The organism is Geodermatophilus sp. SYSU D01036 (assembly GCF_054050435.1).
In genome coordinates this window covers 1-25,656 of record NZ_JBJGZJ010000034.1, presented here as the reverse complement: position 1 = coordinate 25,656, position 25,656 = coordinate 1, and the positions used below count along the sequence as shown (strand labels likewise).

Annotated in this window: 28 protein-coding genes; 8 read left to right on the top strand and 20 right to left on the bottom strand. The window is 75.2% G+C overall.

From position 1 onward, the window contains the following. Positions 1–7 precede the first annotated feature (7 nt). Positions 8–481, top strand: a complete 474-nt coding sequence (locus tag ACI8AR_RS21925) for a hypothetical protein (RefSeq protein ID WP_457052881.1) — start codon at positions 8–10, stop codon at positions 479–481. Here the strand turns inward: ACI8AR_RS21925 and ACI8AR_RS21920 are convergent. The 6 genes from ACI8AR_RS21920 to sodN form a co-directional block, all read right to left on the bottom strand. Next, positions 478–1,263 carry an HAD-IIA family hydrolase gene (locus ACI8AR_RS21920; RefSeq protein ID WP_456929289.1) on the bottom strand — a complete coding sequence of 262 codons (786 nt, stop codon included), beginning with the start codon at positions 1,261–1,263 and terminating at the stop codon, positions 478–480. The two genes, ACI8AR_RS21925 and ACI8AR_RS21920, sit on opposite strands and share 4 nt — an antisense overlap. A gap of 4 nt (positions 1,264–1,267) precedes the next feature. Continuing rightward, positions 1,268–1,759 carry an N-acetyltransferase family protein gene (locus tag ACI8AR_RS21915; RefSeq protein ID WP_457052880.1) on the bottom strand — a complete coding sequence of 164 codons (492 nt, stop codon included), beginning with the start codon at positions 1,757–1,759 and terminating at the stop codon, positions 1,268–1,270. Further along, complete coding sequence (gene pssA, locus ACI8AR_RS21910) at positions 1,756–2,586, bottom strand: CDP-diacylglycerol--serine O-phosphatidyltransferase (RefSeq protein ID WP_457052879.1); 831 nt, start codon at positions 2,584–2,586, stop codon at positions 1,756–1,758. The genes ACI8AR_RS21915 and pssA overlap by 4 nt, the downstream gene beginning before the upstream one ends. Before the next feature lie 11 nt (positions 2,587–2,597). Next, on the bottom strand, positions 2,598–3,275 hold the full coding sequence (locus ACI8AR_RS21905) for a phosphatidylserine decarboxylase (RefSeq protein WP_457052878.1): 678 nt from the start codon (positions 3,273–3,275) through the stop codon (positions 2,598–2,600). A gap of 74 nt (positions 3,276–3,349) precedes the next feature. Beyond that, complete coding sequence (locus tag ACI8AR_RS21900) at positions 3,350–3,763, bottom strand: VOC family protein (RefSeq protein ID WP_457052877.1); 414 nt, start codon at positions 3,761–3,763, stop codon at positions 3,350–3,352. 127 nt (positions 3,764–3,890) lie between these two features. Next, on the bottom strand, positions 3,891–4,295 hold the full coding sequence (gene sodN / locus ACI8AR_RS21895; protein ID WP_456929294.1) for a superoxide dismutase, Ni: 405 nt from the start codon (positions 4,293–4,295) through the stop codon (positions 3,891–3,893). Between the two features lie 51 nt (positions 4,296–4,346). Here sodN and ACI8AR_RS21890 point away from each other — a divergent pair, with 51 nt between their 5' ends. Further along, complete coding sequence (locus tag ACI8AR_RS21890; protein WP_457052876.1) at positions 4,347–4,712, top strand: S24 family peptidase; 366 nt, start codon at positions 4,347–4,349, stop codon at positions 4,710–4,712. A 9-nt stretch (positions 4,713–4,721) separates the two neighbouring features. On the opposite strand, the gene ACI8AR_RS21885 is transcribed toward ACI8AR_RS21890, so the two are convergent. Further along, a complete protein-coding gene (locus ACI8AR_RS21885) occupies positions 4,722–5,327 on the bottom strand; it encodes a dTDP-4-dehydrorhamnose 3,5-epimerase family protein (RefSeq protein WP_457052875.1) in 606 nt (201 codons plus the stop codon). An 81-nt stretch (positions 5,328–5,408) separates the two neighbouring features. On the opposite strand from ACI8AR_RS21885, the gene ACI8AR_RS21880 reads away from it, so the two are divergent. Beyond that, positions 5,409–6,602, top strand: a complete 1,194-nt coding sequence (locus tag ACI8AR_RS21880; protein WP_457052874.1) for an NAD(P)-dependent malic enzyme — start codon at positions 5,409–5,411, stop codon at positions 6,600–6,602. On the opposite strand, the gene ACI8AR_RS21875 is transcribed toward ACI8AR_RS21880, so the two are convergent. Then, entirely contained in the window at positions 6,592–8,043 is a 1,452-nt protein-coding gene (locus ACI8AR_RS21875; RefSeq protein WP_457052873.1) for a pyridoxal phosphate-dependent decarboxylase family protein, read from the bottom strand. The genes ACI8AR_RS21880 and ACI8AR_RS21875 overlap by 11 nt on opposite strands. Then, positions 8,040–9,380 carry an MFS transporter gene (locus ACI8AR_RS21870; protein ID WP_457052872.1) on the bottom strand — a complete coding sequence of 447 codons (1,341 nt, stop codon included), beginning with the start codon at positions 9,378–9,380 and terminating at the stop codon, positions 8,040–8,042. The genes ACI8AR_RS21875 and ACI8AR_RS21870 overlap by 4 nt, the downstream gene beginning before the upstream one ends. Positions 9,381–9,536: 156 nt before the next feature. Here ACI8AR_RS21870 and ACI8AR_RS21865 point away from each other — a divergent pair, with 156 nt between their 5' ends. Beyond that, a complete protein-coding gene (locus tag ACI8AR_RS21865) occupies positions 9,537–9,971 on the top strand; it encodes a hypothetical protein (RefSeq protein WP_457052871.1) in 435 nt (144 codons plus the stop codon). A gap of 2 nt (positions 9,972–9,973) precedes the next feature. Here ACI8AR_RS21865 and ACI8AR_RS21860 read toward each other — a convergent pair whose 3' ends face one another. The 7 genes from ACI8AR_RS21860 to ACI8AR_RS21830 form a co-directional block, all read right to left on the bottom strand. Beyond that, complete coding sequence (locus tag ACI8AR_RS21860) at positions 9,974–10,393, bottom strand: hypothetical protein (RefSeq protein ID WP_457052870.1); 420 nt, start codon at positions 10,391–10,393, stop codon at positions 9,974–9,976. A gap of 36 nt (positions 10,394–10,429) precedes the next feature. Further along, entirely contained in the window at positions 10,430–11,146 is a 717-nt protein-coding gene (locus ACI8AR_RS21855) for a metal-dependent hydrolase (RefSeq protein ID WP_457052869.1), read from the bottom strand. Between the two features lie 140 nt (positions 11,147–11,286). Then, the gene (locus ACI8AR_RS21850) at positions 11,287–11,475 is read right to left on the bottom strand and encodes a DUF6104 family protein (RefSeq protein WP_456937677.1); all 189 of its coding nucleotides are present in this window, start codon (positions 11,473–11,475) and stop codon (positions 11,287–11,289) included. Positions 11,476–11,477: 2 nt separating this feature from the next. Beyond that, positions 11,478–15,320 carry a multifunctional oxoglutarate decarboxylase/oxoglutarate dehydrogenase thiamine pyrophosphate-binding subunit/dihydrolipoyllysine-residue succinyltransferase subunit gene (locus ACI8AR_RS21845; RefSeq protein WP_457052868.1) on the bottom strand — a complete coding sequence of 1,281 codons (3,843 nt, stop codon included), beginning with the start codon at positions 15,318–15,320 and terminating at the stop codon, positions 11,478–11,480. Positions 15,321–15,447: 127 nt separating this feature from the next. After that, complete coding sequence (locus ACI8AR_RS21840; protein ID WP_457052867.1) at positions 15,448–16,278, bottom strand: ankyrin repeat domain-containing protein; 831 nt, start codon at positions 16,276–16,278, stop codon at positions 15,448–15,450. 43 nt (positions 16,279–16,321) lie between these two features. After that, positions 16,322–17,077 (bottom strand): ABC transporter permease, encoded by a 756-nt coding sequence (locus tag ACI8AR_RS21835; protein WP_457052866.1) that lies wholly within the window; start codon positions 17,075–17,077, stop codon positions 16,322–16,324. Continuing rightward, positions 17,074–18,045, bottom strand: a complete 972-nt coding sequence (locus ACI8AR_RS21830) for an ABC transporter ATP-binding protein (protein ID WP_457052865.1) — start codon at positions 18,043–18,045, stop codon at positions 17,074–17,076. Before ACI8AR_RS21830 ends, ACI8AR_RS21835 begins: the two co-directional genes overlap by 4 nt. A gap of 199 nt (positions 18,046–18,244) precedes the next feature. Between ACI8AR_RS21830 and ACI8AR_RS21825 the strand changes: the two genes are divergently transcribed. The 3 genes from ACI8AR_RS21825 to ACI8AR_RS21815 all read left to right on the top strand — a co-directional run bounded on the left by ACI8AR_RS21825 (position 18,245) and on the right by ACI8AR_RS21815 (position 21,627). Next, complete coding sequence (locus ACI8AR_RS21825; protein ID WP_456937672.1) at positions 18,245–18,703, top strand: universal stress protein; 459 nt, start codon at positions 18,245–18,247, stop codon at positions 18,701–18,703. Between the two features lie 14 nt (positions 18,704–18,717). Beyond that, positions 18,718–19,905, top strand: coding sequence for an adenylate/guanylate cyclase domain-containing protein (locus ACI8AR_RS21820; protein ID WP_457052864.1), 1,188 nt, complete (start codon positions 18,718–18,720; stop codon positions 19,903–19,905). An 84-nt stretch (positions 19,906–19,989) separates the two neighbouring features. Next, complete coding sequence (locus ACI8AR_RS21815; RefSeq protein WP_457052863.1) at positions 19,990–21,627, top strand: ABC-F family ATP-binding cassette domain-containing protein; 1,638 nt, start codon at positions 19,990–19,992, stop codon at positions 21,625–21,627. A gap of 34 nt (positions 21,628–21,661) precedes the next feature. Here the strand turns inward: ACI8AR_RS21815 and ACI8AR_RS21810 are convergent, their stop codons facing one another. The 3 genes from ACI8AR_RS21810 to ACI8AR_RS21800 are packed head-to-tail and all read right to left on the bottom strand — an operon-like array spanning position 21,662 to position 23,641. Further along, on the bottom strand, positions 21,662–22,204 hold the full coding sequence (locus ACI8AR_RS21810) for an N-acetyltransferase family protein (protein WP_457052862.1): 543 nt from the start codon (positions 22,202–22,204) through the stop codon (positions 21,662–21,664). A 2-nt stretch (positions 22,205–22,206) separates the two neighbouring features. After that, positions 22,207–23,295: an alpha/beta fold hydrolase gene (locus ACI8AR_RS21805; RefSeq protein ID WP_457052861.1), complete on the bottom strand. Its 1,089-nt coding sequence runs from the start codon at positions 23,293–23,295 to the stop codon at positions 22,207–22,209. Further along, positions 23,216–23,641 (bottom strand): hypothetical protein, encoded by a 426-nt coding sequence (locus ACI8AR_RS21800; RefSeq protein ID WP_456929315.1) that lies wholly within the window; start codon positions 23,639–23,641, stop codon positions 23,216–23,218. Before ACI8AR_RS21800 ends, ACI8AR_RS21805 begins: the two co-directional genes overlap by 80 nt. Before the next feature lie 117 nt (positions 23,642–23,758). Between ACI8AR_RS21800 and ACI8AR_RS21795 the strand changes: the two genes are divergently transcribed. Next, positions 23,759–24,529, top strand: coding sequence for an SDR family NAD(P)-dependent oxidoreductase (locus tag ACI8AR_RS21795; RefSeq protein ID WP_457052860.1), 771 nt, complete (start codon positions 23,759–23,761; stop codon positions 24,527–24,529). Positions 24,530–24,574: 45 nt separating this feature from the next. On the opposite strand, the gene ACI8AR_RS21790 is transcribed toward ACI8AR_RS21795, so the two are convergent. Next, positions 24,575–25,468 (bottom strand): alpha/beta fold hydrolase, encoded by an 894-nt coding sequence (locus ACI8AR_RS21790; protein WP_457052859.1) that lies wholly within the window; start codon positions 25,466–25,468, stop codon positions 24,575–24,577. Positions 25,469–25,656 lie beyond the last annotated feature (188 nt).

Here is a 25,656-nt window from a genome sequence, read left to right as displayed (position 1 = left end):
CGCTCCTGTGACGGACGAGGACGCGACCCGCCGCCCCAGCCGGGCCGAGCGGCTCCTCGGCGGCGCCGCGCAGCCCTCCGCCCGAGCACCGCGGCCTGCCCGGCCCGAGGCCCCGCCGGCGGTGGTCCGGGCGGCGCTGGTGGCCGCGATCGAGGCGGCCCTGCTGCTCGGCGGGGCGCTGGTCATCCTGTGGCTGACGCTCACCAGCGACCCCGACAGCGTGGCCCGCGCGCTGGCCGAGGTGGTGTACGTCGGCATCTTCGGCGCCGTCCTGGCCGCGGCCGCCGTGGGCCTGCGGCGGCTGTCGGGGTGGGCGCGGGGTCCGGTCGTCGTGCTGCAGATCCTGCTCGGGCTGTTCGGCTACAGCACCGCGTTCCCCGGCGGCCAGCCGCTGCTGGGCATCCCGCTGATCGTGCTGGCGGTCGCCGAGCTGTACCTGCTGTTCACCCCCGAGGCGCGGCTGGCCTTCCTGGACCGCTAGACGACCAGGTCGACGACGTCGGCGATCGAGTCGAGGACCCGGCTGGGCCGGAACGGGAAGCGGCCGACGTCCGCGGCGGTGGTGGAGCCGGTGAGCACGAGGATCGTCTCCAGGCCCGCCTCGATGCCGGCGACGACGTCGGTGTCCATCCGGTCGCCGATCATCACCGTGCTCTCCGAGTGCGCGTCGATCCGGTTCATCGCGCTGCGGAACATCATCGGATTGGGCTTGCCGACGAAGTAGGGCTTGGCGCCGGTCGCCTCGGTGATCATCGCCGCGACCGAGCCGGTGGCCGGCAGCGGCCCCTCCGGTGAGGGCCCGGTGACGTCGGGGTTGGTGGCGATGAACCGCGCGCCGGTGCCGATCAGCCGGATCGCCCGGGTGATCGCCTCGAACGAGTAGGTGCGGGTCTCGCCGAGGACGACGAAGTCCGGGTCGGTGTCGGTGAGGGTGTAGCCGGCCTCGTACAGCGCGGTGGTCAGCCCGGCCTCGCCGATGACGTAGGCCGAGCCGCCGGGCAGCTGGGTGGACAGGAAGTCCGCCGTCGCCAGGGCCGAGGTCCAGATCGAGGTCTCGGGCACCTGCAGGCCCGAGCGCGACAGCCGGGCGGACAGGTCGCGCGGCGTGAAGATCGAGTTGTTGGTCAGGACGAGGAAACGGCGGTCCTTGTCCACCAGCCGGGCGAGGAACTCGGCGGCGCCCGGGAGGGCCTGGCCCTCGTGCACGAGGACGCCGTCCATGTCGGTCAGCCAGCACTCCGCGGTGCCGCGCTCGATGGTCACCGCGTCAGACTGCCGCATCGCGCCGGCCGGCCGCGAAACCGGCCAGTGCCTCATCGGTGAGCCGGAACACCGTCCACTCGTCCATCGGGACCGCGCCGGCGGCCCGGTAGAAGGCGATCGAGGGCTCGTTCCAGTCGAGCACCGACCACTCCAGCCGGTCGTAGCCGCGCTCGACGCAGGTGGCGGCCAGCGTGCGCAGGAGCTCCCGGCCCAGGCCGCTGCCGCGGTGCCGCGGCTGCACGTAGAGGTCCTCGAGGTAGATGCCGTGCGTGCCGCGCCAGGTGGAGAAGTTGAGGAACCACAGCGCGGTCCCGACGACGGCGCCCTCGCGCTCGGCCACGTGCCCGAACAGCGCGGGCGAGTCGCCGAACAGGGCGGTGTGCAGCTGCTGCTCGGTCAGCCGCACCTCGTGCGCCGCCTCCTCGTACTCGGCGAGCTCGCGCACCAGGCCGACCACGGCCGGGACGTCGTCGGGGCGGATCGGGCGGACGGTCACGTGAGCACCTCACGGAGGCGGGCCGGCACCAGCCGGGCGAGGGGGGACAGCAGGGGGACCAGGACCGGCGCCAGCAGGTAGCCGTAGGCGAGCACGCAGCCGGTGACGACGGGGACGGTGGCGAACCCGGCCACCAGCGCGACCGCGGCGGCGACCAGGCCGTAGGGCCGGCCGCTCTTCGGGCTGACCAGCGAGCGGAACGAGCGGAACCGGATGGTGCTGACCATGAGCAGCGCCGGGACGGCCACGATGAGCAGCACCCACAGCCGGTCGCGGCCCTGCATCTGGTCGCCGAACGCGAACACCGAGGCCAGGACGACGCCGGCCGCGCCGGGGCTGGGCATGCCGGTGAAGTACCGCTTGTCCGCCGTCGGGTCGATGGTGGTGTTGAAGCGGGCCAGCCGGATCGCCGCGCACGCCACCCACAGGAAGCACACGACCCAGCCCAGCGGGTCCCACTCGTCGCGGCCCTCGGAGAACAGCGTGAACGCCAGCAGCGCGGGAGCCAGGCCGAAGGACACCAGGTCGGCCAGCGAGTCGAACTGCAGGCCGAAGGCGCTCACCGCGCCGACCAGGCGGGCGACCGCGCCGTCGGTGATGTCGAACAGCACCGACAGGCCGATGAGCACCGCGGCGAGCGTGTACTGGCCGCGGATGGACACGAGGATGGCGGCGAAGCCGCACATCATGTTGCCCAGGGTGAACAGGCTGGGCAGGGTCGCCAGCGCGCGCCGGCGGCTGCCGCGCACCGACCCGCGGACGAACTCGACCGTGGCCGTGCGCCGGGTGGGGGCCGGCCGCCCCTCTCCCGAGGCGGTACTGGGCACCGTCGGGCCCCTCAGCCCGCGGCGGGCCAGCGGGCGATGACGGTCTCCCCGCCGCGCACCCGCTGCCCCTTCTGCACGGTGAGCGTGCACCCGGCCGGGACGAAGACGTCCATCCGCGAGCCGAACTTCATCAGGCCGAACCGCTCGCCGGTGGCCAGCCGCTGGCCGACGCCGGTGCGCGTGACGATGCGGCGGGCCAGCACGCCGACCAGCTGCCGGAAGACGACGGTGCGCTCGCCGTCACGCAGCCACAGCTCGCTGCGCTCGTTGCGGTGCGCCGACTCGGCGCGGTAGGCGGCCAGGAAGCTGCCCTTGCGGTAGGAGCTCTCCACCACCTCGCCGCGGTAGGGCGAGCGGTTGACGTGCACGTCGACCACCGAGAGGAACACGCTGACCTGCTGCCAGCCGCCCTCGGGCGCGGGCTCGGGCGCCACGCCCTCCTGCGGCTCGCCGGCCACCATCACCATGCCGTCGGCGGGGGAGAGGACGACGTCGGCCGGCGGCTCCTCGCGGTCGCAGGCGCGCTCGGGGTCCCGGAAGAACAGCACCATGTAGGCCGACAGGGCGAGGAACGGCCACGCGGCGAGCCGCGCCCAGCGGCGCCCGCGGGCCGCGCCGGCAGCGGCCAGCAGCGCGGCCGGGGCCAGGGGTCCGGTGATGAAGGGCCACCCGGCCCGGTCGATGCGCATCGAGGTCCGACGGTACCGGGGGCCGTCGCGCGGCCCGCCCACCCGCCGGGGAGGCCGGTGGGCGGGTCGCGGCGTCAGCTCGCGGGGGCCGCCACGTTGACCAGCCAGCGGATCCCGAACCGGTCGGTGACCTGGCCGAAGGTGTCGCCCCACATCTGCTTCTCGAGCGGGACGTCGACCCGGCCGCCGTCGGCGAGCTGCTCGAACCAGCGGGTCAGCGTCTCCGCGTCGTCCCCGGACAGCGAGACCGACACCTTGTCCGGCCCGCCGGCGTCCGGGTCGTGGCCGTCGGAGGCCATGAGCTCCAGGCCGTGCTCGGTGCGCAGGAAGGCGTGCATGACGCCGTCGGCGGGGAACCGGTCGCCACCCCCGCCGACGTCGCCGAAGGTCATGACGTCGAGGTGCCCGCCGAAGACGGACCGGTAGAGCTCCATCGCCTCGCGGGCGTCGCCGGAGAAGTGCAGGTAGGGGTTGAGCCGGACGGCCATCGGGTCTCCTCGGGTCTGGGGGTGGCGGGGTGCAGACCGGCGGGTGGGGCGGGACTCATCGGTCCCGGGGACGCCGACGGCCGGTGGGCGAGGTGCCCACCGGCCGTCGGGACGTCGTGCTGCGAGATCAGGCCGCGGCCTTGGTCTCCCAGAAGATCTTGTCGATCTCGGCGATGTAGTCGAGCAGCTTCTGGCCCTCGGCCGGGTCCATGCTGCCCTTGCCGCCGGCGGCGCCGGCCTGCTTGGTCGCCTTGTTGAACAGCTCGTGCAGCTGCGGGTACTTCTCGAAGTGCGGCGGCTTGAAGTAGTCGGTCCACAGCACCCACAGGTGGTGCTTCACCAGGTCCGAGCGCTGCTCCTTGATGAGCACGCAGCGCTGCTTGAAGACCTCGTCGTCGCTCGCCTGGTACTTCTCCTGGATGGCCTTGACCGACTCGGCCTCGATGCGGGCCTGGGCCGGGTCGTACACGCCGCACGGGAGGTCGCAGTGCGCGGTGGCCTCGACGGCGGAGAACACGCGGCTGAACAGCATGCTTGCTCCTTCGTGTGTCGATCGATCGGGTCGTCTGCGACCCTACTCGCGGTGATCAGCCCCCGTCCCGCCGAGCGGCCGTTCCCACCGCTGCCCGCGGTGTGGGTGCTCGCGCGGGTCACCGGCCCCTCGATGACGCCGACCGTCCGGCACGGTGACCGGCTGCTGGTGCGCCGGCTGCGCCGCGGCCGGGCCCGGGTGGGCGACGTCGTCCTGGCCCGCTTCCCGGCCCGCCCGGACCTGCTGGTGGTCAAGCGGGTGCACCGGCTGCTCGACGGCGGCGCCGTCGACGTCCGCGGGGACAACCCGCTGGTGACCGACGACAGCCGGGCCTACGGGCCCGCGGTCGCCGTCGGCCGGGTCGTCCTCCGGGTGCACCCGCGCCCCGGCCGGCTGGCCGCGGCCCCCGCGCTCTAGGCCCGTCGTCTAGGCACCGGCGCGCTGGTGGGCGTACCAGGCGCGGCACTCCTCCATCGTCGGCAGGATGCCCTGCTCGCGGGCCTGCGCCAGGGTGGGCGCGGCCCGGTCCTTGTCCGAGAGCCGGACCTCGACGTCGTCCGGCCACGGCAGGCCGAGCTCGGGGTCCATCGGCGAGACGCCGAACTCGCGGCCGGGGGAGTAGCCCGAGGAGACCAGGTAGGTGACCGACGAGCCGTCCTCGAGGGAGAGGAAGGCGTGGCCGAGGCCCTCGGCGAGGAAGACCGCGCGCGGCCTGTCCGCCTCCAGCAGGACCGCGTCGGAGACGCCGAAGGTGGGCGAGCCGACCCGGATGTCGACGACGACGTCGAGCACCCGCCCGGCCGGGCAGTACACGTACTTGGCCTGCCCCGGCGGCACCAGCGCGAAGTGCACGCCGCGCAGCACGCCGCGCGCCGAGACGCTGTGGTTGGCCTGGGCCAGGGGCAGCGCCCACCCGGTGGCCCCGGCGAGCACGTCGGCGCGGTACCACTCGGTGAACCGCCCCCGGTCGTCCCCGTGCGGCACCAGATCGAGGACGTAGCTGTCCGGGACGGCGAGTTCTCGGATCTCCACGGCCGCACGGTAGCGAGCCGGGTGCCGCGTGCGGGGTCGGCGGCCCGGCGACGGGGGTCACACCACTACCCTGTCGAGGCCATGAGCGCAGCGACGGGCTCCGCCGGGGACAGTGCCGACCGCTTCAGCGGGGACGCGGCGTTCGCCGTCCACGAGGGCGGCAAGCTCGCGGTACGGCCCACCCGGCCGATCGAGACCCGCGAGGACCTCGCGCTCACCTACACCCCGGGTGTGGCCCGCGTCTCCAGCGCGATCGCCGCGGAGCCGGCCCTGGCCCGCCGGTTCACCTGGGCCCCGCGGGTGGTCGCGGTCGTCTCCGACGGCACCGCCGTCCTCGGCCTGGGGGACATCGGCCCGGCCGCGGCGCTGCCGGTGATGGAGGGCAAGGCCTGCCTGTTCAGCGAGTTCGCCGGGCTGTCGGCGGTGCCGATCGTGCTGTCGACCACCGACGTCGACGAGATCGTCGAGGCCGTCGTCGCGATCGCGCCGTCGTTCGGCGGGATCAACCTCGAGGACATCAGCGCCCCGCGTTGCTTCGAGGTCGAGGACCGGCTGCGCGAGCGGCTCGACGTCCCGGTCATGCACGACGACCAGCACGGGACGGCGATCGTCGTCCTCGCCGCGCTGCGCAACGCGGCGCGGGTCACCGGCCGCACGCTGGGCGACCTGCGGGTGGTCGTGGCCGGCGCCGGGGCGGCGGGCATCGCGTGCACGAGGATCCTGCTCGAGGCCGGCGTCGGGGACATCGCCGTCGCCGACTCGCGCGGGGTGCTGCACGCCGGGCGCGAGGACCTCACGCCGGTCAAGCGGTGGGTCGCCGAGAACACCAACCGGGCCGGGTACGCGGGCACGATGACCGGCGCGCTCGAGGGCGCCGACGTCTACCTCGGCCTGTCCGGCGGCTCGGTGCCCGAGGCGGCGATCGCGTCGATGGCGGCGGACTGCATCGTGTTCTCGCTGGCCAACCCGACGCCCGAGGTCGACCCGGACATGGCCGCGCGGTACGCCGCCGTCGTCGCCACCGGGCGCAGCGACCTGCCCAACCAGATCAACAACGTGCTGGCGTTCCCCGGCGTGTTCCGCGGCGCCATCGACGCCGGCGCCACGGCGATCACCGAGCAGATGAAGCTCGCCGCCGCCGAGGCGATCGCCGGCGTCGTCGGCGAGGACCTGGCACCGGGGTACGTCGTCCCGAGCCCGCTGGACCGGCGGGTGGCCACCGCGGTCGCCGAGGCCGTGTCCGCCTGCGCCCGCGAGCAGGGCGTCACCCGCTGAGCGCCGCCCGGCGCGGCCGGTAGACCAGGTCGAGGACGCCGGCGAGCAGCCGCTCGGCCACCGGGCGGGGGAGCGCGGCCACCAGGGCGTGCACCGGCGCCATCCGCTCGGGCAGCCGCCCACCGCCGACGCCGGCGACCTCCAGCAGCGCGTCGACCTCGGCCACGGTGAGCGCGGCCGGGTCGATCGTCGCGGCGGCCGCGACCAGGTCCGGGTCAGCCACCGGCGGGGGCAGCGCCGCGGCCGCGCGGGCGGCGTCGGCGAGGTCGGCGAGCAGGGCGTCCACCCGGCCGGCCGTCGCGCCGGTGACGGTGAGGTGCAGCGTGGCCGGCAGGTCCGCGCCGCCGGGCTGGGCGAACGGCGGCTGGGGCTGGAGCAGCCAGCCACGGGTGGTGGCCTCGTCGGCGAGGTTGAGCACGTCCACGCCGTCCGGGCCGTCCTGCGCCAGCGCGACCAGCGTGGCCACCGGCGTCCCGACCACCCGCAGGCCGGGGATCGCCGCCGCGCCCTCGGCGAGCGCGACCGTGGCCGCCCGCGTGGCCCGCGCCAGCTCGGTGTACCCGTCCCGGCCCAGCCACCGGTGCACCGCCCAGGCGGCGGCCATCGGCCCGGCGGGGCGGGTGCCGGCCAGCGTCGGGTTGACCACCGGGTAGCCGGGCCAGCCGGCGGTGCTGAACCAGTGCCCCTGCCGCAGCTCGGGCTCGGTGGTGAGCAGCACGGAGACGCCCTTGGGCGCGTAGCCGTACTTGTGCAGGTCCACCGACAGCGAGGTCACGCCGGGCACCGACAGGTCGAAGGGCCCGGGGACGTCGTCGAGGAAGGGCAGCACCCACCCGCCGATGCAGGCGTCGACGTGGCAGGGCACCCCGGCCGCCGCGGCCAGGGCGGCCACCTCGCCTACCGGGTCGAGGACCCCGTGCGGGTAGGACGGCGCACTGACGACGACCAGTGCCGCCCGGGCGTCCAGCGCCGCGGCCGCCGCGGACGGCAGCGCGCGGCAGGTGACCGGGTCGACGGGGACGTCGACGACCTCGAGGTCGAACAGGTGCGCGGCCTTGCGGAACGCCGCGTGCGCGGTGACCGGCAGCACCAGCCGCGGCCGCCCGGAGCCGCCCCTGCCCCGCCACCGCTCACGGGCGGCGAGCACCGCGAGCAGGCAGGACTCGGTGCCGCCGCTGGTGACCGTGCCGACCGTCGCCGGCCCGCCGCCGAGCAGGTCGGCCGCCGCGCCCACCAGGTCGTCCTCGATGCGGGCGACGCTGGGGAAGGCGGTCGGGTCCAGCGCGTTGGTCCACTGGAACGCGGCCTGCGCGGCGGCGGCGAGGTCCTCCACGCCGGCCAGCCCGGAGTCGTAGACGTAGGCCATCGTCGAGCCCCCGTGGGTGGGCACGTCGCCGGCCTGCAGCGCGGTGAGCTCGGCCAGCACCTCCTGCGGCGTCACGCGGGGACCTCCTGGGGCCGGGCGGGGACGGGGTCGAGCCGGTAGCGGGCCAGCACCGGCAGGCCGGCGAGCACGAGCAGCGCCGGGACGACGGTGAAGCCCAGCCGGACGGCGAGCACCGCGCCGCCGGACTGGACGGCGTCGCCACCGGTGGAGGAGACGTAGCCGGCCGTCGCGAGCAGCAGCCCGAGCAGGCCCGGCCCGACGGCGAGGCCGAGCGTCTCGGCCGCCGTCCACACGCCGGTGAACACGCCGGCCCGCCGCCGCCCGGACGCGGCCTCGTCGGCGGCGACGACGTCGGGCAGCATCGCCAGCGGGAACATCTGCATGCCGGCGTAGCCGACGCCGACCAGCACCACGAGCGCGACCGCGACCCCGGTGCCACCCGGGCCGACCAGCGCGAGCGCCCCGGCCCCGGCCGCGAACAGGGCCGAGGACGCCAGCAGCCCGGTCCGCTTGCCCAGCCGCCGGCTGACCCGCAGCCACAGCGGCATGACGAGGATCGCCGGACCGACCAGCGCGGCGAACAGCAGCGAGCCGGCCGCGGCGTCGCCGAGCACGTGCTCGGAGTAGTAGGGGACGCCGGCGAGCATCACGCCGATCCCCAGCGCCTGGACGACGAAGCCGGTGAGCAGCACCCGGAACGGCCGGGACCGCCAGGCGACGACGAGCGTGGCGCCCAGGCGCCCCTCGCTCTCGACGCGGGTGAGGGTGGGCGCCCGCCGCGTGCCGGCGACCGCGCCGAGCATCCCGGCGGCCAGCAGCACCGCGACGAACACCGCCATCGCGAGGTGCCCGGCGCGCCCGCCGCCGGCCAGGTCGACCACCGCGGGCGCGCCCGCGCCGGCGAGCAGGATGCCCAGCGCCAGCGCGGCCACCCGCCAGGACATGAGCGTCGACCGCTCGCCGGGGTCGTCGGTGATCTCGGCCGGCTGGGCCACGTAGGGCACCTGGAAGCAGCCGTAGGCGGTCGCCGCGAGCAGGAAGGTCACCGCCACCCACGCCGCGGCCGCCGCCGGCGGGGCACCGGGGCCGGCGAACACGAGGACGAACAGCGGCGGCAGGGCGAGCCCGCCGGCCAGCATCCACGGCCGGCGCGGCCCCCAGCGGCCCGTCGTCCGGTCCGAACGGCTGCCGATCCACGGGTTGAGCAGCACGTCCCAGGCCTTGGGCGCGAACACCACCAGCCCGGCCAGCCCGGCGGCGACGCCGAGCTCGTCGGTCAGGTAGTGGAGCAGCAGCAGGCCGGGCACCGTGCCGAAGGCCGCCGTCCCGATCGAGCCGAGGGCGTACCCGAGGTGGGTCCCCCGGGACAGGCGCGGTGCGACGGCGGTCACAGCGGGGCACCGTAGCCGCCGTCGGCGCAGCGCGGTCTCGGAACCCTCCGCGCTGTCCACCTATGAGGGGTGTCCACCGATGAGGGAGGAGCCGCCGCGCGGTCCTCCCCGTGTGGCCCCGCGACGGCGCCGGGCCCCGCCCCTCAGGAGGCGACCATGGACCCCGACCCGAGCACCCCTCCCGCTCCCGAGGCCCGCGCGGCGGCGCTGCGCACCCTCGACCGGCTGGTCGGCACCTGGACCGTCTCGGGCCCCGGCGGCCCGCGCGGCGAGGTCCGCTACGAGTGGATGGACGGCGGCAACTGGCTGGTCCAGCACGTGGACCTGCGCGGCGACGACCCCACCCGCGGGGTGGAGTACATCGGCTGGGACGAGGGCGCCGGCGAGCTGCGGTCGCACTTCTTCGGCGCCGGCGGGGAGCTGCTCGAGTACACCTACCGGGTCGAGGACGACGTCCTCCGGATCTGGTTCGGCGGCACCGACTCCCCGGCCCGCTACGAGGGGCGGTTCAGCCCCGACGGCACGGTCAACGAGGGCGCGTGGCGGTGGCCCGGCGGCGGCTACGGGTCCACGATGACGCGGGCCGGCTGACCTCACCCCAGCACGGTCTCCGCGCAGTCCCCGAGGTCCTCCGGGGAGGTCGCCGCGGGGCAGTCCAGCCGCAGCCAGTCGCCGGTGCCGAACCGGTCGCGGCTGCCGTCGACGAACACCTCCAGGCCGGGGACGCCGGGCCGGGCGCGGTACCAACCGGTCACCGGGTCGCCCTCGGTGGTGGGGCGGGTGACCTCCAGCTCCGCCCCGCCGGCGGTGCCGCCGGCGGCCAGGCACGCCAGGGCGTCCGCGGCGACCCGCTCGCCCTGGCCGAGGTCCTGCACCGGGCAGGCCGGCAGCACGTCACGGCCGGCGAACGCCTGCGGGGTCCCGGCCTGGGGGGTTCCGGCCTGCGGGGTTCCGGCGGGCGGCGTGCACCCGGCGCACGCCAGGGCCACGAGCAGCGCGCCGACGCGGGTCACGCGCCGAGCATGGCGGGCGCGGGTCTCGGCGCGGTCTCAGCCGCCGAGGGTGACCAGGTCGGCCAGGTAGGGGTCCAGGGCCTCGCGGGCGCCGGTGTTGGCGTAGACGAACCACACCGCGACGCCGAGGAACAGCGGCGCCAGCACCGCCTTCTCCAGCGTCGTCCCGGTGCGCATCGGGGTGAGCGCGAGCCGCCTCCGCTTGGCCAGCCACAGCACCGGCAGGGGCACGCCCTGCCTGGTGATCAGGTCGCCCGCGATGTGCGTGAGGACGCCGAGCCCGACCGCGTACGGCAGCCACGTGGGCTGCGGGGTGTGGGCCAGCAGCAGCCAGGCGCCGCCGAAGGAGAGCACCAGGTTGCCGACGACGGTGTTCTCCGCCCGGCCGGGGATGACGAAGTGCAGCGCCCGCAGCGCCAGCCCGATCCCCAGTGCCATGACCAGGAGGCTGGACCAGAACAGGCCGGCCGCGGCCAGCGCCAGCGCGCCGAAGGCCAGCGGCGCGAGCACGGCGTCGTGGGTGCCCCAGCGGTGCCCGCCGGCCAGCCGGCCGATCGCGCCGGAGGGCACGTCGGTCACCGGCCCCCACATGTCCGAGACCGTGGAGCCGGTGTGGTCGAGGTCGGGCAGCATGGCGAAGCCGCCGGCGGCGGCGACCCATGCGACCTGGGCGACGGTGCCCTCGACGGGCGCCCAGGGCAGGGTCGCCGCGCCGGCCGCGAGTCCGGACAGGGCGTGCGAGTGACCGAGCACGGACACAGCGTGCCGTCGTCCGCGGCCAGCCCGGTGCAGGCGCGCTCCAGAGACGACGAGATCGGCGATCTCGCGCGTTCCAGGTGGCCGGAACGGGCGAGATCGCCGATCTCGTCGGTCAGTCAGTCAGTCGAGGTCAGTCAGTCGAGGTCCTCGACGTCGTCGGTGCCGCCGCGCGCCAGCCACGTGGCCAGCCGCTCGATCGGCACCTCGAAGTCGGGGTGCTGGTCGACGAAGGCCTGCAGCTGGTCGGCCAGCCAGGCGAGGGTCACCTGCTCCTCGCCCCGCCGGTCGGCCAGCTCCTCCAGGCCGCGATCGGTGAAGTACACGGTCAGCCGGCGAACGCCTGCGCGATGAGCTCCTTCTGCTCCACCTCGTGGACCTTGGCCGAGCCGACCGCCGGGCTGGCCGAGGCCTTCCGGCTGACCCGGCGCAGCGTCCGACCGCCGAGGTGCTCGGGCAGGTTGAGCGCCATGAACGACCAGGCGCCCATGTTCGCCGGCTCCTCCTGCACCCAGACCAGGTCCTGCGCGTTCGGGTAGCGGCCGACCGCCTCGGCGATCTGCTCGGCCGGCAGCGGGTAGAGCTGCTCGACCCGCAGGATCGCGGTGTCCGCGCGGCCCTCGTTCTCCCGCTGGGCGAGCAGGTCGTAGGCGACCTTGCCGCTGCACAGCAGCACCCGGCGCACCGCGGCGTCGTCGAGCGGCTCGCCGCCGACGCCCGGGTCGCCGAGCACCGGGCGGAAGCCCTCGTCGGTGAAGTCCGCGACCGGGCTGACCGCTGCCTTGGCCCGCAGCAGCGACTTCGGCGTGAACACGACCAGCGGCCGGTGCACGTCGGAGAGCGCCTGCCGGCGCAGCAGGTGGAAGTAGTTGCCCGGGGTCGAGCAGTTGGCGACGGTCATGTTGTTCTCGGCGCACAGCTGCAGGAACCGCTCGATGCGGCCGCTGGAGTGGTCCGGGCCCTGACCCTCGAGGCCGTGCGGCAGCAGCATGGTCACGCCGGAGCGCTGCCCCCACTTGGCCTCGCCGGAGGAGATGAACTCGTCGATGACCATCTGCGCGCCGTCGACAAAGTCGCCGAACTGCGCCTCCCAGAGGACCAGCGCCCTGGGGTTGGCCACCGAGTAGCCGTACTCGAAGCCCAGCGCCGCGTACTCGGACAGCAGCGAGTCGTAGACGAAGAACTTCGCCTGGTCCTCGGCCAGGTGCGCCAGCGGCGTGTACTCGGCGGCGGTCTCCCGGTCGATGAGCACCGAGTGGCGCTGCACGAACGTGCCGCGGCGGGAGTCCTGACCGGCCAGCCGCACCGGCACGCCCTGCATGAGCAGCGACCCGAAGGCCAGCAGCTCGCCCATCGCCCAGTCGATGCCGCCCTCGCTGACCATCGCCGCGCGCCGCTCGAGCAGCCGCTTGAGCTTCGGGTGCGGGGTGAAGTTCGGGGGCAGCGAGACGTGCGCGTCGCCGATCGCCTTCATCACCTCGGGGGTGATGGCGGTGGCGACGGCCGAGACCTGCTGGGCCGGCTGGTCCATGACCGGCTGCGGCTTCGGGGTCTCGGTGGCGTCGTGGGTCTCGGCGAAGGCCCGCTCCAGCTGGTCGCGGTAGTCCTTCAGGGCCTCCTCGGCCTCGGCCAGCGTGATGTCGCCGCGGCCGACCAGCGCCTCGGTGTACAGCTTCCGGACCGAGCGCTTGCGGTCGATGATGTCGTACATCAGCGGCTGGGTCATCGACGGGTCGTCGCCCTCGTTGTGCCCGCGGCGGCGGTAGCAGACCAGGTCGATGACGACGTCCTTCTTGAACGCCTGCCGGTACTCGACGGCCAGCCGGGCCACGCGCACGCACGCCTCGGGGTCGTCGCCGTTGACGTGGAAGACCGGCGCGTTGACCATCCGCGCGACGTCGGTCGAGTAGAGGCTCGAGCGGGCCGCGGCCGGGCTGGTGGTGAAGCCGACCTGGTTGTTGATGACCACGTGCACGGTGCCGCCGGTGCGGTAGCCGCGCAGCTGGGACAGGTTCAGCGTCTCCTGGACGACGCCCTGGCCGGCGAACGCGGAGTCGCCGTGCAGCAGGACCGGCAGGACGGTGAAGCCCTGCTCGCCCTTGTCGATCATGTCCTGCTTGGCGCGGGTGATGCCCTCGAGGACCGGGTTGACCGTCTCCAGGTGCGAGGGGTTGCTGGCCAGCGAGACGGCGATCTCGGCACCCGGCTTGAACGGGTTCTCGAAGGTGCCCTCGGCGCCGAGGTGGTACTTGACGTCGCCCGAGCCCTGGACCGTGCCGGGGTCGATGTTGCCCTCGAACTCGCCGAAGATCTTCGAGTAGCTCTTGCCCAGGACGTTGGCCAGGACGTTGAGCCGGCCGCGGTGGGCCATGCCGATCGCGACCTCGTCGAGGCCGTGGTCGGTGCCGGCGATGAGGACCTCGTCGAGGATCGGGATGACCGACTCGCCGCCCTCGAGGCTGAACCGCTTCTGGCCGACGTACTTGGTCTGCAGGAAGGTCTCGAACGCCTCAGCGGCGTTGAGCCGGCCGAGGATGTGCTTCTGCTTCTCGCGGTCGGGCTGCTCGGCCTTGAGCTCGATGCGCTTCTGCAGCCACTCGCGCTCCTCGGGGTCGGTGATGTGCATGTACTCCACGCCGACGGTGCGGCAGTAGGAGTTGCGCAGCACGCCGAGGATGTCGCGCAGCGGCATGACCTTCTCACCGACGAACCCGCCGACGGGGAAGGGCCGGTCGAGGTCCCACAGCGTGAGGCCGTGCTGGAGGATGTCCAGGTCGGGGTGGCTGCGGACCTTGAACTCGAGCGGGTCGGTGTCGGCCATGAGGTGGCCGTTGCGCCGGTAGGACTCGATGACCTCGATGACCCGGGCTTCCTTGTCGATCTGCCCCTCGCGGCTCACCCGCACGTCCGGCATCCAGCGCACCGGCTCGTAGGGGAGGCGCAGGGACCGGAAGACCTCGTCGTAGAAGCCGTCCTCGCCGAGCAGCAGCTGGTGCAGCCGGCGCAGGAAGTCGCCGGACTCGGCGCCCTGGATGATCCGGTGGTCGTAGGTCGAGGTCAGCGTGATGATCTTCGAGACGCCGAGCTCGGTCAGGGCCTCGGGGCTCATCCCCTGGAACTCGGCCGGGTACTCCATCGCACCGACGCCGATGATCGCGCCCTGGCCGGCGGTCAGCCGCGGCACCGAGTGGACCGTGCCGATGGTGCCCGGGTTGGTCAGGCTGATCGTGGTGCCGGAGAAGTCCTCGAGGGTCAGCTTGCCGGCGCGGGCGCGGCGGATGACGTCCTCGTAGGCGCCCCAGAACTGGGCGAAGTCCATCTCCTCGGCGGCCTTGATCGAGGCGACGACGAGCGAGCGGGAGCCGTCGGCCTTGGGCAGGTCGATGGCCAGGCCGAAGTTGACGTGCTCGGGCTGCACCAGGGTCGGCTTGCCGTCGACCTCGGCGAAGGCCGCGTTCATGTTCGGGAAGTCGTCCAGCGCCCGGACCAGCGCGTAGCCGATCAGGTGGGTGAACGAGACCTTCCCGCCGCGCGAGCGCTTCAGGTGGTTGTTGATGACGATGCGGTTGTCGGCCAGCAGCTTGGCCGGCACCGCGCGCACGCTCGTCGCCGTCGGCACGGTGAGCGAGGCGTTCATGTTCTTGACGACGCTGGCGGCCGCGCCGCGCAGCGGCGTGCGCTTCGGGCCGTCGGCGGGGGCCGCGGCGGGCTTCGCGGCGGCCGGGGCCGGCTTCGCCGGGGCGGGCGCGGCCGTGGCCGTCTGGTCGGCTCGGTCGGCGGCCTGGTCGACCACGGTGGCCTCCGTGCGCTCGGGGACCGGGGTGGAGCGCGCCGGCGCCGGGGACGGCGCCGCGGGGGCGGCGGCCGCGGGAGCCGAGGCGGCGGCGTCGGCGGCGGCCGGGCGCGCGGGGGAGGTCGCCTCGGCGGCGGGCTCGGGCTGCGCGGCGGCGCCGTTGCCGGCGGCCGGCGCCTGCTCACGGTCGTCGCTCGCGGCGACCGGGCTGCCCGGCCGGTAGTCGGCGAAGAACTCGTGCCAGGCCTGGTCCACGCTGGACGGGTCGGCGAGGTACTGCTGGTACATCTCCTCGACCAGCCACTCGTTGGTGCCGAAGCCCGCCACCGCGGAGGAGGACGAGGTGGTGGACGGCCGGGATGAGTTGTCGCGTGACACGGGGCGAGTGCCTTCTTCGTCGTCGGTGGACGTCGCTGGACCGGGGTTGGAGTCTACGCCCGTCCGGTTCTCCGGAACCGCGCGGAGCAGGCCGTCTGCGTCCCGGACGCCGCTGGTCGGGGGCCGGTCAGTCGGTGGCGCCGGAGGCGACGAGCAGGTCGACGAGCGCGTCGCGGGCGCCCGCCTGACCAGCGTCGCGCCGGTGCCGGGCCGCCGCGACCCGGCCGATGTCGAGGGCGCTGGCGCCGTCGCTGGTGGTGGCGTTGACGTCGGCCCCGGCGGCCAGCAGCAGCCGCACGACCTCGGGCGCGTCGCCGCCCGGGCCGGCCGCGACCGCCTCGTGCAGCGCCGTCCGGCCGGTGTCGGGGTCCCGTCGGGCGACGGTGGCGCCGGCGTCGAGCAGGACGCGGACCAGGTCCGGGCGGCCCGCGGCGGCCGCCGCGGCCAGCGCGCCGCCGTCGGGGTCGGCGCCGCGGTCGAGCAGCAGGCGCAGCGTGCCCGCCGCCCCGCCGGCGGCGGCGAGGGTCAGCAGGTCCCAGCCGCCGGCGGGATCGGTCAGCGGCGCCCCGGCGTCGAGCTCGGCGGCGAGCCGGCCGGGGTCGTCGAGGTAGGCGGCGGCCGCGGCGTCGACGGCCGCGCCGAGCCCGGTGAGGACCGGCACCAGCCGCGGGGCGTGCTCGACGGCGACGTGCAGCGGCGTGCGGCCGGACTCGGTGCGCGCGGCGAGGTCGGCGCCGGCCCCGACCAGCACCTCGACCACGTCCGTGCGGCCCTGCGCGACGGCCAGGTGCAGCGGCGTCCAGCCGGCGTCGCCGTCGTGCTCGACCGCGCCGGTCAGCAGCCGCGGCGCCTCGGTGAGGGCGCTGCGGACGGCCTCGGCGTCGCCGTCGGCCACCAGCCGGCCCAGGCGCTGCACGGTCATGCGGGTGGTCGTGCGGGTGGTCGTGCGGGTGGTCATGCGGGAGGACCTCTCGGTGCGGGGTCGGGGAGGCCGGCGCCGGCTAGCCGACGTCGCGGCGGACGGCGAGGAAGGTGCCGAGCAGGGCCGCCAGCAGACCGTAGCCGAGCAGCAGCAGGCCGCCCTGCCACCGCTCCAGCAGCTCGGGGGCCTGGAAGGTCGCCGTCAGCGCCTCCAGCGCACCCCCGGGCAGCCACTTGTACGCGGTGGCCGTCGCCGGGACCGACCGGATGATCGGCTCGACGACGAACAGGTACACCAGCGCCCCGACGATCGCGCCCACCTGGTTGCGCAGCAGCGCGCCGACGCCCACGCCGATGACGGCGTAGACGACCAGCGCCAGCCCGCTGGAGGCCAGGACCTGCAGGTTCTCGCCCGACAGGGACGGCGCGGTCCCGCGGGCGCCGGCGTAGAGGGCGACGACGACGTAGTTCACCGCCAGGACCAGCAGCGCGAAGGGGACCGCCGCCAGCGCGTACGAGACCAGCTTGGCGACGACGACGCGTCCCCGGGCCGGGGTGGTCAGGAACGTCGGCGTCGCGGTCCGGTGCCGGTACTCCTGGGTCATCCCGATGATCCCGAGGATCAGGAAGAGCACGGTCACGTTCGCCGCCGTGGCCAGCGCGAGCTGCTCGTACTGCTCCGAGCCGACCGGGGGCAGCCCGGCCTCGGCGTCGCCGGCGAACGCGGTGAACAGGACGGCGAAGCCGGCGACCATCACGCACGACCCCAGCAGCAGGCCGATCCACACGCGCGTGGTGAACAGCTTGGTCCACTCGGCGCGCACCAGCGCGGTCATCGGGCGGCTCCCTCGGCGGTCACGGCGGTCGGGTCGGCGGCGTACTGCTCCTGGCCGGCGGTGAGCCGGAAGTAGAGGTCCTCGAGGCCGGTGGTCTCGGCGCGCAGCTCGTGCAGCTCCACCCCGGCGGCGAAGGCGCGGGCGCCGACGTCGGCGGTCGTCGTCCCGGTCACGGTGACCAGGCCGTCGTCGGAGCGGGTGGCGGCGATGCCCGCCCCGGTGAGGACGGCGGCCAGCCGGTCGGCCTCGGGGCTGCGGGCGAGCACGCTGCCGCCGGACGCCCCGGCGCGCAGCTCGGCGATCGAGCCCTGCCGCACCAGCCGGCCGGCGCCGACGATGACCACCCGGTCGGCGGTCTGCTCCACCTCGGCGAGCAGGTGGCTGGACACGAGGATCGTGCGGCCCTCGTCGTGCGCCAGGTGCCGCAGGAACCCGCGCAGCCAGAGGATGCCCTCGGGGTCCAGGCCGTTGGCCGGCTCGTCGAGCACGAGCACCGACGGGTCGCCGAGCAGCGCCGTCGCCAGCGCGAGCCGCTGCCGCATGCCGAGGGAGTAGCCGCCGGCGCGGCGGCGCCCGGCGGCGGTCAGCCCGACCCGCTCGAGCACCTCGTCGGCGCGGGAGACCGGCAGCCCGGCGGCGCGGCAGTACACGCGCAGGTGGTCGCGGCCGGAGCGGGCGGGGTGGAACGCGGTCTCGAGGACGGCGCCGACGGTGCGCACCGGCTCGCGCAGGGCCGCGTAGGGGACGCCGTCGAAGGTCGCGGTGCCGGCGTCGGGCGTGACGAGCCCGAGCACCATCCGCAGCGTCGTCGTCTTCCCCGCGCCGTTGGGGCCGAGGAAGCCGGTCACCGAGCCAGGCTCCACGGTGAAGCCGAGGTCGGAGACGGCCCGCACCGAGCCGAAGGTCTTGCTCAGGCCGGACACGTCGACCCGCACCGGTCCCGGGCGTCCGGGGGTCGCGCTGGTCATGGTCCTCCTCGCCGTCGGGTCCCCGTGCGCCCGCCATCCTCGCCCACGCCGGGGACGCTGCCGAGGCCCCGGGGGACGGCGCGCCGCCGGTCGCGCCCCGGCAACCCGCCGTCCACCAGCCGTTTCCCGGCAGCCCGATCGGGTGCCCGGCCCGTGACCGGCGGCACAGCGGCGCGGCGCGATCACTACAGTGCGCGCCGTGAGCGCGTATCGGACGGTCGTGGTCGGGACGGACGGCTCGGAGTCCTCGCTGCGCGCGGTGGCGCGGGCCGGTGCCCTCGCCGGCGCCTGCGGGGCGACCCTCGTCGTGGCCTGCGCCCACCTGCCCACCGAGGAGGACGACCGGGAGCTGTCCCGGGCCCGGGACGTGCTGGGGGACGAGGCCTACCAGGTGGTGGGCGCCAACCCCGCCGAGGAGACGGTGCGGCAGGCCGGCGAGGTGGCCCTGAAGGCGGGCGCCGGCGACGTGCGCACCGTCGCCGTCCTCGGGTCGCCGGTGGAGGCGCTGCTCGACGTCGTCCGGCGCGAGGACGCCGACCTGCTGGTGGTCGGCAACCGCGGGCTCAACGGCATCCGGGGCCGGCTGCTGGGCTCGGTGCCGGCCGACGCCACGCGCCGCGCGGCCTGCGACGTGCTCGTCGTCCACACGACGGGCTGACCCGGGGGGCGGACGTGGACCCCGGATCCGGCCCGGACCGCGACGCCGTCCGGGCGGCGCTGGAGCGGTTGCTGCTCGGCGGCCCGCGCCGGCTGACCCGGCTGGAGGTGGCCGCGGCCGCGGGCATGCCGCCCGAGCGGACGCAGCGGCTGTGGCGGGCGCTGGGCTTCCCCGACGTCGCCGACGACGACCCCGCCTTCACCCTCGCCGACGTCGGGGCGCTGGGGACCCTGTCGGCGCTCATCGACTCCGGCTTCGTCGACCCCGACACCGAGGCCTCGATCGCCCGGGCCACCGGGCAGGCGCTGTCGCGGCTGGCCGACTGGCAGACCGACCTGCTCGCCGACGTCCTCACCCGGCAGGCCCGCGAGCTCGGCCCGGAGGCCGTCGACCCGGTCGCCGCGGCCGACGTGCTGCTGCCGCTGCTGGCCCGCACCCAGGACTACGTGTGGCGGCGGCACCTCGCGGCCAACATCGACCGGGTGCTGGCGACCGGCGAGCCCGGCGACCGCCGCGAGCTCGCCGTCGGGTTCGCCGACCTGGTCGGCTACACCACCCGCTCCCGCGGCATGGCGGCCCGCGAGCTCGGCGCGATGGTCGAGGCGTTTGAGGCGACCGCGACCGAGGTCATCGCCCGCTCGCACGGCCGGGTGGTCAAGACCGTCGGCGACGGCGTCCTGTACACCGCCGCCTCCGCCGTCGACGCGGTGGAGATCGGGCTGACCCTGCCCGAGGCGTGGGACGCCCCCGACCGGCCGCAGCTGCGGGTCGGCGCCGCCTACGGCACGGTGCTCACCCGGCTCGGCGACGTCTACTCGCCGGTGGTCAACCTGGCCAGCCGGCTGACCTCGGTGGCCCGGCCCGGGACGGTGCTGGTCGACCGCGAGCTCGCCCGCCGGCTGCGCGGGCACCCGCGGTACCGGGTGCGGCCGCTGCGCCGGGTGTCGGTGCGCGGCTACGACCACCTCCGGCCGTGGCTGGTCCGCCGCCGGCCGGCGGGGGAGGAGGACAACGCGCTCGAGGCGATGCTCGACGAGATGGCCGACGAGGTGCTCGCCCGGGACCACGACGAGGACCTGGACGAGGACCTGGACGAGGACCTGGACGAGGACCTGGACGAGGACCCCGACGGGGACGCCGCCGAGGACCCCGACGGGGACACCGACGGCGGGGCGGGGGACGGGAACGCGCGCGACGCCTGACCGTTCCGCGCGCTACCGTGGGCGCGTGCTGTGACCCCCGGAACGACGTCGACCCGACCGATCCGTCCTCCCGGGAGCACCTCCATGAGCGCCACCCTCGTCGCGCGCGGCCTGGCCGCCGGCCACGGCGCGCGCGTCCTCTTCTCCGGCCTCGACCTCGTCGTCGCGCCCGGTGACGTCGTCGGCCTGGTCGGCGTCAACGGCGCCGGCAAGTCCACGCTGCTGCGCACGCTGGCCGGCGAGCTGCCGGCCGGCTCCGGCTCGGTCACGCTGAGCCCGCCGACGGCGACCGTCGGGCACCTCCCGCAGGAGCGCGACCGCCGCGAGGGCGAGACCGTCGCCGCCGCGCTCGCCCGCCGCACCGGCGTCACCGCCGCGCAGGCCGCCCTCGACGCCGCCACCGCCGACCTCGCCGAGGGCCGCCCCGGCGCCGACGACGCCTACGCCGAGGCGCTGGAGCGCTGGCTGGCCCTGGGCGGCGCCGACCTCGACGAGCGGCTCGAGCAGGTCCTCGCCGAGGTCGCGCCCGGCGTCGACCCGGGTGCCGCGATGCCGGCGCTGTCCGGCGGCCAGGCGGCGCGGGTCGGGCTGGCCGCGCTGCTGCTGTCCCGCTACGACGTGCTGCTGCTCGACGAGCCGACCAACGACCTCGACCTGGCCGGCCTCGACCAGCTCGAGCGCTTCGTCACCGGCAACCGGTCCGGCATCGTCGTGGTCAGCCACGACCGCGAGTTCCTCAGTCGCACCGTCACCCGGGTCGTCGAGCTCGACCTCGCCCAGCAACTCGTCCGCGTCGTCGACGGCGGCTACGAGGCCTACCTCGGCGAGCGCGAGGTGGCCCGCCGGCACGCGCGCGAGGAGTACGAGGAGTACGCCGAGACCAAGGCCGAGCTCGAGGCGCGGGCCCGCATGCAGCGCAACTGGCTGGCCAAGGGCGTCCGCGACGCGGTGAAGAAGCAGAAGGACCCCGACAAGTTCATCAAGGCACACAACCGGGCGACGGCGGAGAAGCAGGGGGCCAAGGCCAAGCAGACGGAGCGGCGGCTGGAGCGGCTGGAGGTGGTCGAGGAGCCGCGCAAGGAGTGGGAGCTGCGGATGACCATCGCCGCGGCACCGCGCGCCGGGGCCGTCGTCGCCACCCTGCGCGACGCCGTGGTGCGCCGCGGGGACTTCACCCTCGGGCCGGTGGGCCTGCAGGTCGACTGGGGCGACCGGGTGGCGATCACCGGGCCCAACGGCGCGGGCAAGACGACGCTGCTCGGCGCGCTGCTGGGCCGGGTGCCGCTGGACTCCGGCGCCGCCTCGCTCGGCCCCGCGGTGCGGCTCGGCGAGGTCGACCAGGCCCGCGGGCTGTTCACCGGCGACCGGCGGCTGCTCGACGCCTTCGCCGCCGAGGTGCCCGACTGGCCGACCGCCGAGGTGCGCACCCTGCTGGCCAAGTTCGGCCTCACCGCCGAGCACGTCCTGCGCACCGCGGCCACCCTCTCGCCGGGGGAGCGCACCCGCGCGGCGCTGGCGCTGCTGCAGGCCCGCGGGGTGAACGTGCTCGTCCTCGACGAGCCGACCAACCACCTCGACCTGCCGGCGATCGAGCAGCTGGAGTCGGCGCTGGCCGCCTACCCGGGCACGCTGCTGCTGGTCACCCACGACCGTCGGATGCTCGAGGCGGTGGCCACCACGCGGCGGATCACCGTCGACGGCGGCCGGGTCAGCGAGGTCTGAGCCGGATCCGGCTCACCCGGGGGACGGACCGGACCTAGCTCAGGTCCTGGCCCAGCGCCTCGTCCAGGCCGACGGTGGCCATGCCGGCCCACGTGTCGTCGACGTGGTGGGCCAGCACCATGAGGTCGCGCAGCTGCCCCTCGCGGTCCCGGATGTGGTCGCGCAGCAGCGCCTCGCCGCTGAAGCCGAGGTCGGTGAACAGCGCCAGCGCCGCGCCCTGCTCGGCGACCACCTCTACGACCAGCTTCGCCAGCCCGTCGCCGACCGCCGTCACCAGCGCCTGCCGGGCGAGCTGGCGGCCCAGGCCCTCGCCGCGCCGGGTGGGGGAGACGACCAGCCGGACCTCCCCGACGTGCGAGGACCAGCCGGGCAGCGGGCGCACCGCGACGTACCCGGCGACCTCGCCCCCGTCCAGCGCCACGAACCGCCGTCCGCCCGCGGACCCGGACGCCCAGGACCGGACGACGTCGGGGTCGGTGACCTCCTCCTCGATGAAGGTCAGGTCGCCCTCGGGCAGGCCCGCGAAGAAGCGCAGCAGCGCGTCGCAGTGCGCCGACTCCAGCTCGACGACCTCCACCGTCAGTCCTCCCCGATCTCGTCGCTGCGCTTCCGGAGGAAGCTGATGATCTCCGGCACCGTCGTCTTCGCCGCCGTCCGGCCGACGACCAGGCCCATGTGCCCCGCGTTGAGCCGCAGCTCGTGCTTGTCCTCCGAGCCGACCAGGTCGATCAACGGCGCGGTCGCGTCCGGCGGGACGATGTGGTCGCGGTCGGCGCGCACGGTGAGGAACGGCAGCCGGATGTCGGACAGGTGCACCGGGTCCCCGGCGACGGTCAGCCGGTCGGTGACCATCCCGTTGTCGCGCACCAGCATCTGCACCGTCTCGCGGGCGGCCGCGCCGGGGAACGGGATGTGGTCGTCGGACCAGCCGGTCATCGCCTGGTAGGCCTGCACGTACTCGTCGTTCCAGAGCCGCTCCCACAGCGTCACGTACCGGGTGACCTCGGAGGTGGGGGTGAGGGTGCGGAACCCCTGCACGACGACCCGCGGCGGCACGTTGCCGTCCTCGTCGACCACGTCGTCGACGTCGAGGCCGCCGCGGAAGACCTCGGCCATCGGCCCCATCTCGGTGAAGTCGACCGGGGTGGCCAGCACGGTGAGGCTGCGGACCGGGGCGTCGGGGTGGTGGGCGGCGTAGAGCAGCGTCAGGTTGCCGCCGAAGCAGTAGCCGAACAGGTTGACCTCGTCGGCGCCGGACAGCTCGCGCACCCGCTCGACGGCGGCGGGGATGTAGTCGTCGACGTAGTCCTCGAGCCGGTTCTGCGCGTCCCGCGCGTCGGGCTCGCCCCAGTCGACCATGTAGACGTCGAACCCCGCGTCGAGCAGCTGCTCGACGAAGGAGTTCCCCGGCGTCAGGTCGAGGATGTAGCTGCGGCTGATCAGGCTGAACACGATCAGCAGCGGCGGCGAGTACCGGACCTTGTCGCTGCGGTAGTGCCACAGCTGGGTGCGGCCGCGCTCCCAGACGACGTCCTTCGGGGTGAGCCCGACGCCTGGCCGGTCGACGCCGGCGACGAGCTTGATGCCGTTACGCGCGCGGAGGGCGTTGCGCTCCACGTCGCGGCGGACGCGGTCGAGGACCGCCTGGGGACTGGGCACCGTCGGCATCGGGTTCCTCCGAGGTCGAGGGGGGCGGGACGTCCGCCGTCCGGGGACGGCGGCGCTCGTTCTCCAGTTGCACGGTCAGTCGCCGGACCTCGCGGTCGAGCGCGCCGACCTGGGCGCGCAGCCGGGCGAGGTCGGTGCCGGCGGGCAGGTTGACCAGGTGCCAGGCGCGCGCGGAGACGCCGCGGGCGGTGTCCTTCGCCAGCGTCTGCGCGCGGCGCAGCAGGCCCACCCCGACGGCGAAGTACGGCGTGCGCACCAGGTTCTCCGCGTGCGGGGTCACCCGCTTCTCGGCGGCGTCGTACGCCTGCCGCCACAGCGGGGGCCCCGGCGGTGTCGGTGACGACATCGAGTTCCTCCTCAGCGGGACCGGCTACCCGCCGGGCCTCCTACCCGCCCGCCCGGTGATCTACCGCACAGCGCCGTTACGGTCCGGGGACGAGATCGGCAGGGGAGAGGAGACACGGTGGCGGACAGGACGATCCTGGACATGTTCCGGCTCGACGGGAAGGTGGCGATCGTCACAGGGGCGTCGTCCGGGCTGGGCGTGGTGTTCGCCCGGGCGCTGGCGCAGGCCGGGGCGGACGTGGCGCTGGGCGCCCGCCGCGAGGACCGGATGGCCGCCACGAAGGAGGCGGTCGAGGCGGAGGGCCGGCGGGCGATCACCGTGCGCACCGACGTCGCCAACGTGGAGGACTGCCAGGCGCTGGTCGACGCCGCGATGGCCGAGTTCGGCCGGGTCGACGTCCTGGTGAACAACGCCGGCATCGGCACGGCGGTCCCGGCCACCCGGGAGAAGCCGGAGGAGTTCCGGGCGGTCATCGACGTCAACCTCAACGGCTGCTACTGGATGGCCCAGGCCTGCGGGCGGGTGATGAAGCCGGGCAGCTCGATCGTGAACATCTCCAGCATCCTGGGCCTGACCACCGCCGGGCTGCCGCAGGCCGCCTACGCGGCGAGCAAGGCCGGCCTGATCGGGCTGACCCGCGACCTCGCCCAGCAGTGGACCGGCCGCAAGGGCATCCGGGTCAACGCGCTGGCGCCGGGCTTCTTCGCCTCGGAGATGACCGACCAGTACCCCGAGGGCTACCTCGACCAGCAGATGGGCCGGGTGCTCGCCGGCCGCGCCGGCGACCCGATGGAGCTCGCGGCCGCCCTGGTCTTCCTGGTCAGCGACGCCGGCGGCTACGTCACCGGGACGACGATCCCGGTGGAGGGCGGCATGCTCACCAGCTGACCGGGTCCCGGGGCCCCGCCTCGCGCGGCGGGGCCCCGGTCGCACTCAGCGGCCGTCCGCGCGCGCGGCGAGCTCGGTGATCCGGTCGACCAGTTGCGGCCACACCTCGCGCGGCAGGTCGTGGCCCATCCCGTCGACGACGAGCAGCTCGGCGCCGGGGATCGCGGCCGCCGTCGCCCGGCCGCCGGACACGTTGACCAACGCGTCGTGCTCGCCGTGGACGACGAGGGTGGGGACGGCGACCCCCGCGAGGTCGGCGGTGCGGTCGGGGCTGGCCAGGATCGCGGCGAGCTGGCGGGCGACGCCGGCGGGGTTGTACGCGCGGTCGAACGACAGCCCGGCCCGCTCCCGCAGCCCGTGCTCGTCGAACTCGAAGCCGGGGGAGCCGATGACCCGGTAGGTGTCGACCGCACGCTGTACGGCGCTCTCCCGGTCGGTGGCCGGCGGGGCGAGCAGGACGCCGATGGCGGCCTCGGCTGGCGCGCCGACGGCCGGGTCGCCCGTCGTCGACATGATCGAGGTGAGGCTGCGCACCCGGTCCGGGTGCCGGACGGCCAGCGACTGGGCGATCATCCCGCCCATCGAGGCGCCGACGACGTGGGCGCTGTCGATGCCCAGCGCGTCGAGGAGGGCGGCGGTGTCGTCGGCCATGTCGGCGAGGCGGTAGGGCACCCTCGAGTGGTCACCGCCCATGACGGCGAGCACGTCCGGCGCCCCGGCGTCGTCGAGGTGGGTGGACAGGCCGATGTCCCGGTTGTCGAACCGGACGACGTACAGGCCGCGCTCGGCCAGCATCCGGCAGAACTCGTCGGGCCAGCCGATCATCTGCGTGGCCAGGCCCATGACCAGCAGCAGCGGTGGGTCCCCGGCCGAGCCGAAGGTCTCGTAGGCCAGGTCGACGTCGCCGGCGCGGGTGGTCCGCACCCCGGTGTGCTCCATGCCACGCACGCTAGCCCGGACGCGCGACCGCCCGGCACCGGACGGGGGCGGTGCCGGGCGGCGCGGCGGGAGGGCCCCGGGGGGGGGGGGGGGGGGGCGGCCCCCGCCCGCCGGGTCACTCGCCGGTGGCCTTGGCGATGATCTCCTTGGCCACGTTCTGCGGGACCTCGGCGTACGAGTCGAACACC